The sequence below is a fragment of the Alistipes shahii WAL 8301 genome (assembly GCF_025145845.1).
Classification (GTDB): domain Bacteria; phylum Bacteroidota; class Bacteroidia; order Bacteroidales; family Rikenellaceae; genus Alistipes; species Alistipes shahii.
The window spans coordinates 114,546-132,785 of the sequence record NZ_CP102253.1 but is presented as its reverse complement, the minus strand read 5'-3'; the positions used below and the strand labels follow the sequence as shown (position 1 = coordinate 132,785).

The following is an 18,240-nucleotide window of genomic DNA, read 5'->3' as shown; positions in this document are numbered from 1 at the left end:
AAGATATGAATAAAACAGTATTCTTCAACAAGTTTCGAAGACTGTTTGGGTTCGTACTCACAATCTCTTTGCTTGGGAACGTATTCGCTGCATCTGCACAGAATGCCCGAATTTCCATTAAGATGGAAAACGTCCCTATTTCGCAGGTTATAAAAGAGATTGAAAATCAAACCCGTTACTTGTTTATCAACAAAGGCGTCGATACCAAAAACAAGGTCAGTATCAACGCTGTCCAAAAAACGATCCAGGATGTGTTGGCACAACTGTTCGCCGGCACGGAAATCGCTTACCGGATCGATGAATCCTACATTATCCTGACCAAAAAGAACGATGCGGGGAATCCGGTTTCCGTGACCGGAAAAATCAGGGATGCAAAAGGTAATCCGATCGTCGGAGCCAGTATCCTTGTTCAAGGAACTACAATAGGCGTCAGCTCCGACGCCGATGGTGCGTTTGCGCTTCAGGTACCCCCCCCCGCAGCAGACAGACAGCTGGAAATCAGTTTTATTGGTTATACTCCTGTGTCTATTGTCGTGGGCAGCCGGACTTCTTTCGAAATCACGCTCGAAGAGGCTGCGTCCGAGATCGAGCAGGTCGTGGTCACTGCTCTTGGTATTAAGCGTTCGGAAAAGGCCGTAGCCTACAATGTTCAGCAGATCAAGGCCGAAGACATCACAACCGTCAAGGATGCCAACTTCATCAACTCGTTGACGGGTAAAGTGGCCGGTGTCACGATCAACGCCTCATCGTCAGGTGTCGGCGGTGCCTCGAAGGTCGTACTGCGCGGCAACAAGTCCATTTCGCAGTCTTCGAACGCCCTTTACGTTATCGACGGCATTCCGATGTACAACTTCGGTGGTGGTGGCGGTACGGAGTTCGATTCGCGCGGTGCTACGGAATCCATCGCAGACCTCAACCCCGAGGATATTGAGTCGATGTCGGTGCTGACGGGTGCTGCCGCGGCCGCGCTCTACGGTTCGGAAGCCGCGAACGGCGCTGTGATGATTACGACGAAAAAAGGCCAAGCCGGGACTCTGAAAGCTACGTTTTCGAGTAATATCGAATTTCTCGCACCTTTCATCCAGCCGGAATTTCAGAATCGCTACGGTACGGGTTTGAACGGCCAGCGCAGCGGCTCGAGCATTTACAGTTGGGGCGAGAAATTACGCCCTGAAGCCCGTTACGGTTATACTCCGGACGATTATTTCGAGACGGGACACGTTTATACGAATGCTGTTACGGTTTCTGGCGGTACGGACAAGAACCAGACCTATTTTTCGGCTGCTTCGGTCAATTCGGACGGCATTATCCCCAATAACGAATACGACCGTTACAACTTCACGTTCCGCAATACTTCGTACTTTCTGAAAGACCGGCTCAAGCTCGATGCGAGCGCCAGCTACATCTATCAGAAAGACCAGAACATGACCAATCAGGGAGTCTATTCGAACCCGCTGGTTCCGGCCTACCTGTTCCCGCGGGGTGAGAATTTCGACCTTTACCGTCGCTTCGAGCGTTACAACGAAGGGACGAAACTCATGGAGCAATTCTGGAGTGCGGATATGGAAGGCGGTGATTTGCGCATGCAGAATCCCTACTGGATCAACTACCGCAACCTGCGCAATACGGACAAGAAGCGTTATATGCTGTCGTTCTCGGCCAGCTACGACATTCTTCCGTGGCTTAATGTTGCCGGACGTGTCCGCATTGATAATTCGAATTCGCTCTACACGCAAAAACTCTATGCCTCGTCGAACACCACGATTACGGAAGGCGGCAAAAACGGCCACTATACCGAAGCCCGTGCTTACGACACGCAGACCTACGCCGATCTGATGGTAAACATTAACAAGACTTTCGGCGAGGATTGGTCTCTGAACGCGAATATCGGCGCCTCGATCAACAATATCAAGACCGATGAGTTGTCATACCGTGGGCCGATTCAGGAGAACGGACTTCCCAACATATTCAATGTTTTCGATCTGGATGACACGAAAAAACGTGCCGAAAAGGTCGGCTGGCACGACCAGACGCAGTCGATTTTCGCCTCGGTCGAAGTAGGTTGGAAACAGATGCTTTACCTCACGGTGACGGGGCGTAACGACTGGGCTTCGCAACTGGCCAATTCGCCCGAGTCGTCGTTCTTCTATCCGTCAGTAGGCCTGTCTTGGGTGCCTTCTTCGACATGGGATCTGGGCAAGACGTTCAGCTATCTGAAGATCCGCGGTTCGATCGCCTCGGTAGGTATGCCTTTCCCGCGTCACCTGACGGTTCCGACCTACGAATACGACGCTACGAACAAAGTGTGGAAGGACAAGACGCACTATCCGATCGGCGACCTGAAGCCGGAGCGTACCATTACCTATGAGGTCGGTCTGGATGCCCGTCTGTGGCAGCATATCAACCTTTCGGCTTCGTGGTATCAGGCCGACACGAAAAACCAGACCTTCGACCCGTCACTTCCGCCCTCGTCGTCCTATACGACCATCTACCTGCAAACCGGACACGTTCGCAATACAGGTGTCGAGCTGTCGCTCGGGTATGACAATCAGTGGCGGAATTTCCGCTGGACGACGAACTTCACCTACTCATGGAACAAGAACGAGATCATCGAACTGGCAGCCAATGCCGTGAACCCGGTTACGGGCGAAGCGTTGAATCTTACCAAGTTGGACATCAAGGGGCTGGGTAAGGCGAAGTACATCCTCAAGGAAGGCGGTACGCTGGGCGACCTTTACACGACGTCCAACCTTCGCTTCAACGACAACGGTTATGTCGAGGTGGACAAGAACGGCAACCTGCTGATGACCGACGAAGGCGAGGACATCTATCTCGGATCGGTTTTCCCGAACCACAACCTCGCATGGCGCAATGACTTCAGCTATAAGGGTATTAACCTCGGCGTGCTGTTTACGGCCCGTCTGGGCGGTGTCTGCTATTCGGCGACGCAGGCCAACCTCGACCTGTACGGCGTCTCGGAGGCTTCGGCCGCGGCGCGCGATGCGGGCGGTGTTTTGATCAACGGCCGTGAGATGGTCGATGCCCAGAAATGGTATCAGGCGATCGGCTCGCAGTCGGGTTTGCCGCAGTATTATCTCTATTCGGCGACGAATGTCCGCTTGCAGGAGTTGTCGCTGGGTTACACTTTCCCGCGCAAGTGGTTCCGCAATAAGCTGGGGCTTACCGTGTCGTTCGTAGGGCGCAATCTGTGGATGATTTACTGCAAAGCGCCGTTCGACCCCGAAGCCGTCGCTTCGACGGGGCTGAACTATCAGGGTATCGACTACTTCATGATGCCCTCGATGCGCAACCTCGGTTTCAATGTCAAATTCCAATTCTAAAGCGCAGCAACCATGAAAAAGATGAATAACAGATGGCAGTCGGTGCTGCTTTCACTGGCGCTGTTCGGATTGGCAGCCTGCACCGGCGATTTCGAAGACATCAACCGCAATCCCAATCAGGTTACGGACGACCAGATGGATGCCCTGAATTATAAGACCGGAACGAAGTTCAAAGCTCTTCAAAGTCTTGTGATTCCGGTGCAGGAGCATATGTATCAGTTCAACGAATCGCTTTCGGGCGGGCCGTTCGGCGGTTACATCGGTGCTACGGTCGATACGTGGCAGACCAAGTTCGAGACGTATAATCCGTCTGCCGACTGGCGCAAATGGCCTTTCGCCAACGTCATCACCGAGACCTATACCCCCTATAAGGGCATCGTCAACGGCACGGAAGACGAAGTGGCCATCGCTTTCGCCCGCCTGTTGCGAGTGGCCATCATGCACCGTGTGACGGACTCCTACGGTCCGATTCCCTATTCGAAGCTGGAGAGCAACGAGTCGGTCTATGTGGAGTACGATTCGCAGGAGGCGGTCTATACGAAGATGTTCGAGGAGCTGGACGAGGCTATCGAGATACTGGGCCGCAACACGACGCTCCCGGCCGAAGCGTGGAGCCGCTACGACGGCGTCTACTACGGCAATATCGCGCAGTGGCTCAAATATGCCAATTCGCTCAAGTTGCGCATGGCCATGCGTTTGTCGTATGTGAAGTCCGACGTCGCCCGTGCGAAGGCCGCCGAGGCTATTGCCGGGGGTGTTATCGAGGCTAATGCCGACAATGCGGCGATGCACGCCGCGGAGAACCGCACGACGCTCATCTACAACGACTGGGGCGACCACCGTGTCGGAGCCGACATCCTCTGCTACATGAACGGCTACAAAGACCCGCGTATGGAGAAGATGTTCCTTGCGAACGATGTCGGCGACTATGTGGGTATCCGTATCGGCATCGATGTGACGAGCAAGTCGCAGGCCATGTCGAAGTATTCGAATATGATCGTTGCGAGCGATACGCCCTATTTATGGTTCAATGCCGCGGAAGCGACCTTCCTGCATGCAGAGTACGAACTGCGCTGGGGATCGGCCGAGACGGCGAAGACGCTCTATGAGCAGGCTGTCCGACTTTCGTTCGAGGAGCGGGGAGCATCGGGGGCCGACGCCTATTTGGTCGACGCCACGAAGAAGCCTGCACCCTATACCGATCCGCTGGGCAACTACAGCGCATCTGCCCGGAGCGAAATCACCGTTCCGTGGGAAACGGCGACGGACGGCAGCGATACGGAGGCCGTTCAGGAGCGCAACCTCGAACGCATCATCGTGCAGAAATGGATCGCTATCTTCCCGTTGGGAGTCGAAGCATGGTCGGAACACCGCCGTACGGGGTATCCGAAACTGCTGCCTGTACCTACCGACAAATCGGGAGGTTCCGTCAATGTGGAACAGGGCGCACGCCGTCTGCCTTACCCTGTCGAGGAGTACCAGCAGAACAACGCCAACCTTCAGGCGGCCATTCAAACGCTCGGTGCAGAGCAACAGAACGGCGACCGTTCGGGCGACGTCATGGGAACCCGCGTATGGTGGGATTGCAAACCGTATAACAAGTAATCGCTATGAATATGAAACCAAACCGAATGATACGTTTCCTCGCTTTTTGCGCTGCCGTCGCAACGTTTGCGGCCTGCAACGACTGGACGGAGATGGAAACGGTGGACAGCAAGGTGGAAAAGCCCTGGGAGCAGGATCCGGCACTATGGGCCGAATACACCGCGGCGCTGAGGGCCTATAAACAGTCAGAACATTTCATTGTTTATGCCCGTCTGCACAACTCGCCCGAGAAAGCATCGAGTGAGCAGGATTTCATGCGCTGCCTCCCGGATTCGCTGGACATCGTGACGCTGACCAACGCCGATAACTTCTCGAAGTTCGACGCCGAGGATATGGACGTCATGCGCGAGAAGGGGACGAAAGTACTTTATCAGGTCGATTATGCCGCACGCGCGGAAGAGTTCGCCGATATGCAGGCGCTCGATGCCTATCTGGATCGGGTTGTCGCCGCCGTCGCCGCCAACGGCATGGACGGCTACTCGTTTACGACCGACCCGCTGGCGACGGATGCCACAGCCCGCATCGTCGAGAAATTCGCTGCGGCGAAATCCGAGGGCCAGCTCCTCGTCTTCGAGGGCAACCCGCTGTCGCTGGCTGCCGCCGACCGTCCCAAGGTCGATTTTATCGCCCTCGATACGGAGAAACTCGAAAATGTGCAGGAGGTGAAGCTCCAGGTGCTGAATGCCACGGGGTATGCCGGTATCGCGCCGGAGAAGCTGCTGCTGGCGGCCGAGATCAGCGCACCCCTGCTGGATGAGGATCGCACGGAGTTCGCGGCCGTCGATGAGATGTCGCGCCGCGTCATCGAATTCGGCCCGCTGGGCGGTCTGGCAGCTTACAACATTTCCGAAGATTACTATCATGCGGAGATGAACTACCAGACGATCCGTGGGGCGATCCAGACGTTAAATCCCGCTAAATAGTGAACGCCATGAAAAAATACGGAAAATATCTGATTGCAGCCGTCGCGGGGCTCGTGTTTTTCGCGGCCTGCGATAATTATGAGGCCGACGACCACAAGTTCGGAAACGCCGTTTATCTCGACGTCGCGGAAACGAACGAGGTGCAGCTTACGACCTTCGGCAACAATAAACCGACTTACGACTGCGCCTTGCAGGCGGAGCTGACCTATCCTGCGGGACAGGATGTGGCGGTGACGCTCACGGTCGACCCGTCGCTCGTCGGGACGTACAACGCCCGCTACGGTACGCAGTGGCCGATGCTCGATGCCAAATACTATAAGCTGTCGGCCGAGAGTGTCACGATCGCCGCGGGAAAAACAACCTCGGATGTCGTGACCCTGCAATTCAAGGAGCTGATGGGCCAAGGCGAGGAACAGACGGGAGCGCTTCCTATCGACGAAACCTATCTCGTCCCCGTGCGCATCGGCCATGCCTCGATGGACGTGCTTCACGGTTCCGACGTCGCCTATTATGTCGTGAAACGATCCTCGGCCATCACCGTCGCAGCGCAGCTCACCGACAACTGGATCGAGTTCCCGACCCTCGACAAGTATTCGGAAAGCAGCAAGGCTTGGAACGGTCTGACGGCCGTGACCTACGAGGCCCTTATCTACCTCGACGATTTTGCGACGAGCAACGCTACGGGCAGCCCCGTCAACATCTCGTCCATCATGGGTGTCGAGCAGTATCTGCTGCTGCGTATCGGCGACACGAATTTCGAGCGTCAGCAGTTGCAGTTCGACGGATCGGGTGCCGGCTCGTCCTTCGGGAAGATTCCCGGACGCGATGCGACGAAGAACCTCGAAAAGGGGCGCTGGTACCATGTCGCCTGCACATATGACCAAGCGGCGCGTACCGCACGCATCTATGTCGATGGCCAGATTCAGAGCGAAGCGACCGATGTCGGCATCTCGGCGCAGAGCAAGAAGAACCAGATCAATCTGGCCATGCGGGCGCTCTACGACCTGTGGAATACGGCTCCCGACAACGAAAAACCGCAGTACGAGACCGACGACACGGGTTACAACAAGCTGGGCGAGGCTTACCAGTTCTTCCTCGGCCGCTCCTACGACGATTACCGTCCTCTGAACGGCAAGATCGCCGAAGCACGTGTCTGGTCGGTGGCCCGTACGCCCGAACAGATCTGGGACAATATGTACGACATTCAAAACCCGCAGGACGATCCGACGCTTCTTGGCTATTGGAAGTGCAACGATGCCTCGGGCAATACGGTCAAGGACTATTCGATGTACCGCAATGACGGCGTAGCCAAGTACGATATTATCTGGCCGCAGGGCATCGAGATTCCGAAACTTAACGAAAACAACGAGTGATTATGAAGACGATTTTTAGTTTGCAAACGGGAATTGCGACGCTTCTCTGTACGGCGGCACTCGCAGGCCTTATGGCCTGCGACGCCGACACCGTAGAGCAGCAGGGCGGGAAACTTCCCGACAAGGAACCGTTGGAGAATATCTATGGAAGGTTGCGTAGCAGCAGTATGTCCGACGACAAGGTTCGTATTCGGATGACGGAAGGATCCGGGTTCGTAACTTCCAACTTCTATTACCAGTTTTCAAAAGCGCCGGCTTCGGAATTATCCCTCGACGCATGGATCGACGGTTCGCTGCTCGATGGGTGGAACGAGGCGAACGACGAGCAGCGAACGTTGCTGCCCGAAGGCAATTATGATTTTCCTGACGGCAAAACGCTTTCGCTCTCGGCAGAAAATCAGCGTTCTGCACTTAAACGCATCCGCTTCATGGCCGAGAATCTGGCTCCGGGCGAATATTATCTGCCGCTGACGGTGGCTGAAGAGGCCGGAACCGAGGAGCATCAGACAATCAATTATCTCATTTCAATTCGCGCACGACAACTCGGGGAGTACAAGCTCAATGCCGACCAGGTATTTGCCGTATTCTATCTCGACACGGAAAAATACCAGCCGTTGTTGGTGGATGAATACCTCATGTCCAAGCTCGATGTCAATACGTGGGAAAATGCGTGGAGCGAGCGGGAAGACGGCTTGCGGACGATCGGTAACATTGTCAATTTGAACAAGGTGGTATTGGATTACGATGCGGAGACGGGACGCGCCCTGTTGAATCTCGGAAACGACATGCGCTATGTCCTCGACCATATCGACAAATATATCAGGCCCTTGCAGGATAAAGGCCGTAAGGTCTGCATTTGTCTGGAAGGTGGCGGAACAGGGCTCGGATTCTGCAATCTGACCGACGCCCAGATTGTCGATTTCGTAGCCCAGGTGAAGACCGTTATCACGGAATACGCACTCGACGGTGTGAATTTCTGGGATCGCAATGCCGCCTACGGCAAGGAGGGAATGCCCGCCATGAACACGACCTCCTATCCGAAACTCATCAAAGCGATGCGGGAAGCGCTCGGCAATGACAAACTGGTGACGCTGACCGATTACGAAGCCCCCACCGAGTATTTCTGGGATACCGGGGCGACCGGAGGCATCGAAGTCGGGCAATACCTCGATTACGCATGGTCTGGGTATCTGGACAATGAGAAAAATGTTCAGATTGTCGATCCCTGGCATCAGGGGCAGCAATATGTCTCGACGGATCATCCCCGCAAGCCTATTGCCGGCCTCGATCCTGCGAAATACGGATGTATCAATATTCCGTGGTATCCGCAGGGCCCGAACACTATAAATGACTATTTCACCGATATTTTCTTCTGGCGTCAGGCAGGAAACAAGCAGAGCAATATTCTGGTTTTTGAAAGTCTGCGGACGCTTCTTCAGGATAATTTCGAAAGCACTTGGGCTAGCAGCATTCAGGTTGGATATACGTATTTTGCCGACGATGGCGCTTGGATGATCGAGGATACACCTTGGGGCCCCTCCATTATGAGCGATAATGAATATTCATTCGATACATCTCTTTTGGGCAAACTCCCGAATGGTGGTACAGGATATAACAAATGGTTAAAAGACTGGTAAACTTACAGGCATGCCTATTTCGGTCTAAACGACATATTCTTTAACCCTTAAAACTCATTGAATGACAGAAAAAACAAAAACCAAAACCCAAAACAAACCGATTAACCAGTTATTGATCCTTTAAAACTAAAAACGACTATGAAACGTTATTTTGAAATTTTTGCAGCCCTTTTCTTGGGTACTACGATGATGTTCTCGTGCCAGCAGGCCGAGGAGCCGACGATGGATCAGGGCACAGTTCCCCAAACCCGTGCTTACGGCGATACGCCCGTGGTGGCCATCTATGTCGAGACCAACGACACCAACCCGCTCAATGCCGGAGATTACATGCTCTCCAACGGCAAACCCTTTGCCGGTATCGTGGAGCTGTTTGCCTCGAACATCCACAAGCGGACGGTGAACGGAGTGGTAGAGCCTACGCTCTTCCTGAATGACAAGATGACCAACCTGCTCGAAAACGGCGGTTATCAGACTTACGTGAAACCGTTGCAGGACAAGGGCATCAAGGTGCTGCTGACCGTGCTGGGCGACTGGCAGGGCATCGGTGTCGCCAACATGAACGATACCCAGACCACACAGTTCGCCAAGATCCTGGCCCATGCTGTGGAAAAATACGGTCTGGACGGAATCGGATTCGATGATGAGTATGCTAATTATTCGTCTACCAATTCTACTTCGTACAGCGAAATCATCACCAAACTCCACGCGCTGATGCCGGCCGACAAACTCATCACCGTTTTCGACTGGGGGTATACCAACACGCTGAACAGCGAGGCTAAAGCCTGCATCGACTATGCGTATCATGGCTATTTCGGTTCGAGCTTCATGACATCCGGTCTGGTGGACAAAACCCGCTGGTCGCCGGTATCGACGAATCTCGGCTCTGCTCCCAACGCAGCGACGCTGAATTCGCTGGCCAAGCGTGCCAAAGCCCAGGGCTACGGCGCATTCATGTTCTTCAACCTGCGTCGCAGCAGCAACGTTAATCCGCTTAACGGATTCAACGCTACGGCAAGCGGGCTTTACGGTCTGACCGTTACCTGTGAGAACGGCGATCGCCCTCAAGACTGGACTTTTGTATCGTCGGGGTATGAGATCAACATGGACGAAGTGGAATAACTCCGCAAAGAGATATGTGCGAATAGACCGATTTAGGATGGTTATCTGCTTGTAAGCTATAACCAGTTTCCCGACCCGCACATCCTTCGGGGTGTGCGGGTTGTTTTAACTGAAGAAGGGATATAAAAACGTTCCCCCTATCCGAAAGACGAATGGGGAAACAGAAACTACCGCAAATACATTGACCGATTCGAGTCGATATATACCCGTAAGTGACCTTTCAATCTAAAAACTCTCCGTAGCCGGTTTGTGATAGTATTTATTTAATAACGCACGAATTGATGAATTCGTATTCAAATTATATTTAGTTGGTACAATAATAAGTTGAGATAGTATAAAATAAGCACGGACTCAACCTATTGACACCTGAGGAATGCTACAACCCGATGAACAGATAGGAGAGCCCGTGCTGTTTTTACACGATTCTCCTATCATCCCGTCCATCTTGTCTTGGTAGCATTTTCAGGTGTCGATGACAGGATTCGACAGCTATTTGCTGTTTTGCAAAGATAAGAAAAATTATCCAACAGATACTTTGTGAATACGAAAAATACACATGATTCTGCAATACGGAGATCTGTCTTATGAAAACGCTTATTCATACCCGTATATACGCGTTGCTAACTCAAAATGAATCGAATCCGTCGGAATTAGCCCATGCATACGAAGAGTTTATCGAGACGATGACCGAGATGGTTGCTAATTTCGATAACCGGGATGATATTTTGAGAATACTGTATTACAGCCGGGTTGAATTCGACGTATTGTCCCATCCATCGTTTAATCGATATTCGAACAATGTTTTAAGGACGACGTTCATCTATAAAATCATGTATATTCTGGATTGCGAAATCAATATCGTCAGCAATAGTACGAAATATAGCTCGAACCAAGACTATTCGTTCCCTTTATCCTATCAGGACGGCGAGTTGCTGTGGACAGGGACGCAGCAAGAGCTGCTGGAGCTTGCCGTTGCCCTTCATAAAAACGGGATTATCATGTACGGCAACCGCAAGGCGCGTTTCATCGAGATCGTCCGTGCCTTGTCTTCTACATTCCATATCACGATCAACGATGTCTATGTCAAGAAAACCAGGATGCTTGACCGCAGCACGGCGGTCACACCTTTTCTGGATAAATTGAAAAAAGCCTATGAGCAAGTCGTCGAAAGACACCTGCGATAGAGAGAGCGGAGACCTGTCAAGGACGAGAAAATCAGAAAGTTTTTCTCCGTTTGCAAAATTTCAACAGTTTATTTTTCAGTTGATTATATTTTCATACTTTACAAAAAACTTTTTGATTTTTCCCGAGAGGCATCCGGAAAAGTGTACTTTTCAGTGATTTTGTATTATACATTTGCAGCAGAAAGCGACGCATAGTGCATCGCTGCATTCAAAATCCAAATAACATGAAAAACATCCTTTTAGCCGTTGCAGTCTTCGCTGCCGCATTCGTTTCCTGCAACAAGGAGACCGAAGTCGTACCTTCCCCCAATTCTTTCACCGATGGGGCACGTATCGCACTTACGCTTACCGATGATGCTGCCGACACCCGCTCCTTCTTCGATTCGACAGCCTCGGCCGAGGCATGAGAGTCTTCGTTGTCGTCACTGTCGATTTTCGTCTTCGATAATGCCGACAACTTCGTTATTCGCCGGGATTTAACATCCAGCGAGCTGGCCGCGAAATCGGCGACATTCTCCCTACCTAAATCTCTTGCCAGCACCCCCTGTTCATTCTACGCCATAGCGAACTACGACGCCTCGTCGGCCAAGACCCGGGCGGCCCTTACGGCCCTTGTGGAGAAGTCGGCCGCCGACTATAACGGCACCTTTGCCGAGGTGTCCACCGCAGCCAAGCGTTCGGGCGGCTTCGTGATGTCGGGCATGAAATCGCAGACCGTCGGGGCCGTGAACTCCACGACCAATGTCGGCATCACACTCAAACGCACTGTCGCTAAAGTAGTCCTCCAGACGACCATCGACCCGTCGTTCGCCGACAAATATGCAGGAACGCTTACCATCAACTCGGTAAAACTCTCCAAAGCCGCCTCGCAGTCGCTCGTCGTGGCCGGAACGCCGACACCCGGGGCCATGACCTTCAGCCACACGCAGACTCCCGCCACGGCTTCGGGAAAATGCAATGCGCTGTTCTACTGTTTCGAGAATGGAGCTTTGCCCGCGGGCAGCCGCGTTCTGCTGGAAATTAACGCCACATACGATTCGGACGGCAGCACCTCGACTACGGACGACCGCTCGGAGGTGACCTATTCGGTCGAGTTGACGGGTAAGGCCGCGGGCGAGATTCTCCGAAACGGCTACTACCGTGTCGCGGCCAATATCACGGGTCTTGTAGGTCAGGATTGCGCCGTATCGGTCACCGTCGCCGATTGGGAGACGCCCGTGACGCAGAACGTCGAACTGGGGGCATAGCCCTCTTGTTTTGGCAGCTCCCGTCCCTCGCGGGCGGGAGCTGTTTTCAATCCCTTTTTCAGATTTTTCCGACTATGAAAAAATATCTGTTGATACTCGCTGCCATCCTGTTGCTGTGGGGCTGCATCGCCGAGGACAGGACAGAATGTACAAATCCCCGCGGTGTCTTCGTCAGCCTGACGGTACGGCCCGAAAGGATGTCCTCCGTAACCCGCTCTGCGGATGAAACGGCCATCCGCGACCTGAACCTCTACCTTTACGACGATAACGGCAATGTTGTCCTGCACCGTTACCAGACCTCCGCAACGCTGCGTTTCGAATGCCTGCCGGGCGATTACCGGATGTGCATTGCCGCCAATCTGGGCCGCGATATGGGCGAAAACCCGACATGGGAAGATTTCACCGTTACACACGCCGACAAGTACGATGTATTGCCTATGGCCTATGAGGGCGATATAACGATAATTCCCTCGGCAGACGGGATGCTGACGCTGCCTGCCGTCGAAGTACAACGCTGCGTGTCGAAAATCTCCTATAACATTACCGTTGCTCCGGCCGTTGCCGACATCGAACTGCGTTCCGTGCAGCTTCTTTCCGTACCGCGTTCTGTATCTGTGTTCGATATGGCGGCCGCACCGTCGGATGATCCCGACGACTATACGGATTGTCCGGAGGTGGAACTTTCCGGACAGCAGGCCGCGGGCGACTGCTATCTGCTACCCAATATGCAGGGAACGGTGGCGGCCATTACCGACCAGCGTCAGAAGAACCCGGAGAATGCCCCCGCGAATGCCTCGTATCTGCTGATCCGCGCCGTGCGCGGGTCGAAAGTATTGGCTTATTATATTTATCTCGGAGGAAACAACACTTCGGATTTCAACGTCCGGGCGAACGTACACTACCGGTTCAACATCTTGATCCTGGGCGACAGCGAGGTCGATACCCGCATTAGCAGCTATGCCGTCAATGTGCATGATACCTACGAAGAAAACTCGGTCGGCGGATATTGCACCTACAATCCGTTTCAGATGCTCGCTGTGGAGATCGACGGGAGTCCCGCACCCCTGACGCTTCGGGGACGTATCGGTGTCGCGCAGGGCAACGCCGGAGCATTCTGTCTGAACGGCTCTCCCGTAGGCGAAGGCCGCGACCTTACGCTTCCGGAACAGCCCGGCCCCAATGTCTTCGGCGTGAACTACGCTCCGGGAATCTATACGACGGTCAATTCGCAGGTGGTCTATACCGTCACGGTCGAGGATGATGCGGGATTTGCACAGTCGTTCGACATCGGACACCGCTTCGCCAACCGCCTCGACGTATATATTCACCCCGCGACGGCTGAAAACGGAAACGGTACGGTAACCGTCGCCGGAGCGTTGTATGACGCTGAAACTTCTTCCCTGACGCACGACCGGGTCGTCCTGTGCCATGAAAAGGGATGCACGCTGACAGCCGTACCCGAAGCCGGATACCGCTTCGAGGGATGGTATTCGGCAGCCGACTACAAGACACGGCTTTCGACCTCGGCTTCGTATGCCTACATTCCGACCTCGCCCGAAGCCGCGATCTTCCCGAAATTCACGGTCAATACCCGGCCGCTCGACGACGGGGGCACGGCCAACTGCTATATCGCGCCGGAGTTGAATACCTCCTATTCGTTCGACGCTACGACGATGGGCAACGGCCGTGCAACGACGAATATCCGCCCGGAGCCCCTGCGGGGTGCGGAAGCACGGGTGCTTTGGGAAACGGGCACGACCCGCGGAGCGATCGTCGAAAGTGCGGAGCTGACCGGCGACGGACGTATCGTATTCCGAACCGGCATGACCTGCGGTAATGCCGTGATCGGTCTTCTCGACAGCCGCGGGGTATGCATATGGTCGTGGCACATTTGGTCGGTGGATTACGAGATCGAGGCCACGGCCCAGACCTACGCTTCGGGAGCTGTCTTTATGGATCGCAACCTCGGGGCCCTGGCTACGGACTGCACGCAGGCCGCTGCCAAAGGACTCTATTACCAGTGGGGCCGCAAAGATCCGTTTTCGTATCCGGCGCTGGCCACGGACGCCTACACGCAGGCTCCGACCGTCTATGCTCCGGGATTCGAGTATGCTGAAAGCAATCCCCGAACCTCCGGAACTGAATCGCCTTACGACGTGATGACCCTCGAATGGGCCACAGCGCATCCAACGACCTATATGGACGGTGTATTTTACGAGGATTGGGAAGAGTGGACGTCGGTCGCCGACTGGCTCTACGTCCATCACCCGAACCTCTGGGGCAACGTCACGACCGGGAAGAACAATATCAGCCGCACCAGCCATAAATCCATTTACGATCCCTGCCCTCCGGGATGGAAAGTGCCCGGTGCTGAGGATTTTGCGGGAATAGAGCGGATAGGCGTATCGGCACCTTATTACGTTACAATCCGCTGTAACAGCACGCAGACGGCGAAAATACCTTTGGGCGGAACATTCTACGAAGGACGTTACGACCGCAACGGGTCGCTCGGAAGGCTCTACACGAACGCTCCGTATTATCTTCACTGGGACGACCTGACCGGCGTGTTCCATGACGTAGCCTGCACCTCGATCCTATTCGATACGAGCAACTACCCGCCGTTCGTCAACACAACGGATTTTTACCGCTATGCCGCCAATCCGGTGCGCTGCATCCGGGAATAAACCGAATTAACTTTCAACAATGAACAAACAACGAATCATACTGTTCCTGCTGCTGTCGGCGGCCTTGTGGGGTCTGCCCCGCAGGGCTGCGGCACAGATCTTCGCCGTAAGGGCCAACGCCCTTGCCGCATGCGGCGCGACGCTGAACGCCGGGGCCGAAGCGGCCTTGACGGACAACTGGTCGCTGGAGCTGTCCGGCTACTGGAACCCGGTGCAAACCGCATCCCTCTCGATGAACTTCCATGCCGTGCAGCTCGGCGGCCGCTACTGGTTCTACGAATCCTTCGTGGGACACTTTCTCGGACAGCACCTTACCTATGTCGGTTACGACCTCGGAAGCCGAACGAAACGCTATAAAGGTCATGCCTGCGGTCTGGGTGTCAGCTACGGGTATGCGTGGATGCTCTCGAAACGCTGGAACGTCGCCGTCGAAGCCGGCGTAGGGCTTTACCGCACGAAGGACACGCGCCGCGACCCCACGGTCGGGGACTGGGACGACGAGTATATCTACCATTACCGCCGCTGGACGCTCGCGCCGACAAAGTTAGAGGTATCGTTTTCCTACATCTTTTAACGATGAACACACGTAAAATCATAACTGTAGGAATCACCGTCGGGGTTTTATGGATGATGTTCGGCTGTTCGGTGGCCGGACGGCTTCAGCGGCAGCAGATGACAGCCTCGCTCTCGCAGCTTACCCGCGCCGAACGGCAGGAGCGGCAGCAGGACTACCGCCCGCAGGTCGTAAAACTCCAGCGTGACAGCAACACATTCTTTCTTGCACCCGTGGATACGCTTGCCGACGGAGAACGCGTGATGGCGCTTCAGATCGAGCAGGTGACGGTCGTGGCGAAGATGCGGTCTATTCCCGAACGCAACGGGCGCGTCGTGCTGGATTTCATCGTGACGCTGCCCAGGCAGTTGTTGGGCAAGAGCCGCAGCGTCGTCATTACACCCATTCTGCACAAGCCCGACGAATCCGTGGCGCTCGAAGATCTGGTGATCCGCGGCGGACGCTTCTCGCTGCTGCAAGAGCGCGACTACTGGCAGTACGAAACCTATGTCGAACGCTTCCGCCCCGATACCGTGGGGCGCGAGGCGGCCTTCAACCGCTTCGTGAAGTTTCCCTATCCCGAAGACGTCCGGCTCGACTCGCTGGTCGAAGGCAGGAGCACCGTCACGTACTATTACTCGCAGGAGGTGAAAACGGATGAGACCTCGAAGAAGATGCTCGTAACGCTTCAGGGGCAGGTCTTGGCTGTGGACGACAGCGCCTACCGTCTACCGCCGTCCGATACGTTGAGCTACGTCGTATCTTCGATGCTCTCCTTCGTAGATACTATGCCGCGTTACCGTATCAAGGTCATCGACAAGTTCGTGACCGTAGAGGATCGTAACTACATTCAGTTCTTCGTGGGCGATACCCGTGTGGTCGATACGCTGGGCGACAACCGGCGGCAGTTGGACAAGATCTCTGGCCTGATGCGGCAGATCGTCGAACAGCAGGAGTTTTATGTCGATACCATCACGCTGACGGCGGCATCGTCTCCGGAGGGAGCCTATACCTTCAACGCCCGGCTCTCGCAAGGAAGGGCCGCGGCGCTCAAACGCTACCTTGTCCGCCGATACGGCAAAAGCATCGATACGATACTCACCGTGCGGTGGGTAGCTGAGGATTGGCAGGAGCTGACAAACCGCATCCGAACAGACCGGGAGATCGGAAATCGTGACGCTATTCTGGAACTGATCGCTTGGGAGAAGAATCCCGACCGACGGGAGCAGGCCATCCGGCAACAGTTTCCGAAAGAGTATGCCTATATCCGTTCGGTAATCTACCCGCAGCTGCGGGCCGTGAATTTCCGCTACAACCTGCGGCGCAAAGGGATGGTCAAGGACACGATACACACCACGGAATTGGATACGGCCTATGCCCGCGGCGTGGAGCTGTTACGGAAGCGCAAATACGCCAAGGCGCTCTATATTCTCAACGACTACAACGACCGCAACACGGTCGTGGCGCATCTGTCGCTGGATCATAACGAGCGGGCGATGGAGCTGTTGGCAACGATGCCCAAGGATGCCGTGACGGAGTATCTGCGGGCCATCGCCTGCTCGCGGCTGGGACGCAAGGCCGAAGGGCGGAAGCATTTCCTCGAAGCCTGCCGCTTGGACGGGCGTATGGAATATCGGGGTAATCTCGACCCGGAGATTGCCGAACTCTTAAAACAATAGTCATGCGGATCGGACTGGTGGATGTGGACGGGCATAACTTCCCGAACATAGCGCTGATGAAACTCTCGGCATGGCACAAGCGCCGGGGCGATACGGTGGAGTTCGCCGATCCCGTGGCGGGTCGTTACGACAAGGTATATATGTCGAAGGTCTTTACCTTTTCTCGGGATTGCACCGACCGTTACGATTGCGAGGTCGTGCGTGCCGGGACGGGTTACAGGGACTATGCGACGATTCTTCCCGAAGAGATCGAACATATATGCCCGGATTACTCGCTTTATGGGGTCAAGGAAGCCTATGGGTTTCTGACGCGCGGATGCGTGAACCGCTGTTCGTGGTGCGTCGTGCCCCATAAGGAAGGTGAAGTCCGGGCACACGCTGACATCGAAGAATTCCTCGACGGGCGTAAGCGTGCCGTGCTACTCGACAACAATGTCTTGGCTTCGGAGTGGGGACTTATGCAGATCGAGAAGATCGTCCGCATGGGCATCCGGGTAGATTTCAACCAAGGACTCGATGCCCGGCGTATCGCCCGCACACCGGAGATCGCCGCGTTGCTCGCACGGGTCAGGTGGATACGTTTTTTGCGCATGGCCTACGACAGCCGTGCCATGCAGGATGACGTTCATAAAGCCATAGAACTCCTCCGTAAGCACGGCGTTCCGGCCCGGAAGCTCTTCTTCTATGTGCTGATAAGGGATGACTCCGAAGATGCGCTCGGACGTATCCGGGAGCTGAAAGCGTTGGGGTGTCAGCCTTTCGCGCAGCCGTACCGGGATTTCGAACACGAGGGGAAACCCTCGCGGGAGCAATGGCGGCTGGCCTACTGGTGCAACCGCAAGCCGCTGTTCTACTCCGTGGATTATGAGGAATACCGAAAAAAACGAACTTAACG

At 54.7% G+C, this 18,240-nt stretch carries 13 protein-coding genes; all 13 read left to right on the top strand.

The features are described 5' to 3' along the window. Positions 1 to 5: 5 nt before the first annotated feature. The 13 genes from NQ492_RS00625 (at position 6) to NQ492_RS00565 (ending at position 18,238) form a co-directional block, all read left to right on the top strand. Positions 6 to 3,341, top strand: a complete 3,336-nt coding sequence (locus NQ492_RS00625) for a TonB-dependent receptor (protein WP_371300296.1) — start codon at positions 6 to 8, stop codon at positions 3,339 to 3,341. Positions 3,342 to 3,353: 12 nt separating this feature from the next. Beyond that, entirely contained in the window at positions 3,354 to 4,946 is a 1,593-nt protein-coding gene (locus NQ492_RS00620; protein WP_055203581.1) for a SusD/RagB family nutrient-binding outer membrane lipoprotein, read from the top strand. A 26-nt stretch (positions 4,947 to 4,972) separates the two neighbouring features. Continuing rightward, positions 4,973 to 5,869, top strand: a complete 897-nt coding sequence (locus NQ492_RS00615; protein ID WP_015547828.1) for a glycoside hydrolase family 18 — start codon at positions 4,973 to 4,975, stop codon at positions 5,867 to 5,869. An 8-nt stretch (positions 5,870 to 5,877) separates the two neighbouring features. Then, a complete protein-coding gene (locus tag NQ492_RS00610) occupies positions 5,878 to 7,242 on the top strand; it encodes a DUF1735 and LamG domain-containing protein (protein ID WP_044054868.1) in 1,365 nt (454 codons plus the stop codon). Between the two features lie 2 nt (positions 7,243 to 7,244). Then, entirely contained in the window at positions 7,245 to 8,879 is a 1,635-nt protein-coding gene (locus tag NQ492_RS00605; RefSeq protein WP_044054574.1) for a BT_3987 domain-containing protein, read from the top strand. Positions 8,880 to 9,017: 138 nt separating this feature from the next. Beyond that, positions 9,018 to 9,998, top strand: a complete 981-nt coding sequence (locus tag NQ492_RS00600; protein ID WP_015547826.1) for an EndoS/ChiA family endoglycosidase — start codon at positions 9,018 to 9,020, stop codon at positions 9,996 to 9,998. Between the two features lie 584 nt (positions 9,999 to 10,582). Then, complete coding sequence (locus tag NQ492_RS00595; RefSeq protein ID WP_015547825.1) at positions 10,583 to 11,182, top strand: RteC domain-containing protein; 600 nt, start codon at positions 10,583 to 10,585, stop codon at positions 11,180 to 11,182. A 224-nt stretch (positions 11,183 to 11,406) separates the two neighbouring features. Continuing rightward, positions 11,407 to 11,589 (top strand): hypothetical protein, encoded by a 183-nt coding sequence (locus NQ492_RS00590; protein ID WP_015547824.1) that lies wholly within the window; start codon positions 11,407 to 11,409, stop codon positions 11,587 to 11,589. A gap of 9 nt (positions 11,590 to 11,598) precedes the next feature. After that, positions 11,599 to 12,429: a DUF4906 domain-containing protein gene (locus NQ492_RS00585; protein ID WP_044054573.1), complete on the top strand. Its 831-nt coding sequence runs from the start codon at positions 11,599 to 11,601 to the stop codon at positions 12,427 to 12,429. A 74-nt stretch (positions 12,430 to 12,503) separates the two neighbouring features. Beyond that, positions 12,504 to 15,113, top strand: a complete 2,610-nt coding sequence (locus tag NQ492_RS00580; protein WP_015547823.1) for a DUF4906 domain-containing protein — start codon at positions 12,504 to 12,506, stop codon at positions 15,111 to 15,113. Positions 15,114 to 15,132: 19 nt separating this feature from the next. Continuing rightward, a complete protein-coding gene (locus tag NQ492_RS00575) occupies positions 15,133 to 15,687 on the top strand; it encodes a DUF3575 domain-containing protein (protein WP_259873407.1) in 555 nt (184 codons plus the stop codon). Between the two features lie 2 nt (positions 15,688 to 15,689). Then, positions 15,690 to 17,345 carry an OmpA family protein gene (locus tag NQ492_RS00570; RefSeq protein ID WP_259873406.1) on the top strand — a complete coding sequence of 552 codons (1,656 nt, stop codon included), beginning with the start codon at positions 15,690 to 15,692 and terminating at the stop codon, positions 17,343 to 17,345. Between the two features lie 2 nt (positions 17,346 to 17,347). Beyond that, a complete protein-coding gene (locus NQ492_RS00565; RefSeq protein WP_015547822.1) occupies positions 17,348 to 18,238 on the top strand; it encodes a radical SAM protein in 891 nt (296 codons plus the stop codon). The last annotated feature ends 2 nt before the right edge of the window (positions 18,239 to 18,240 follow it).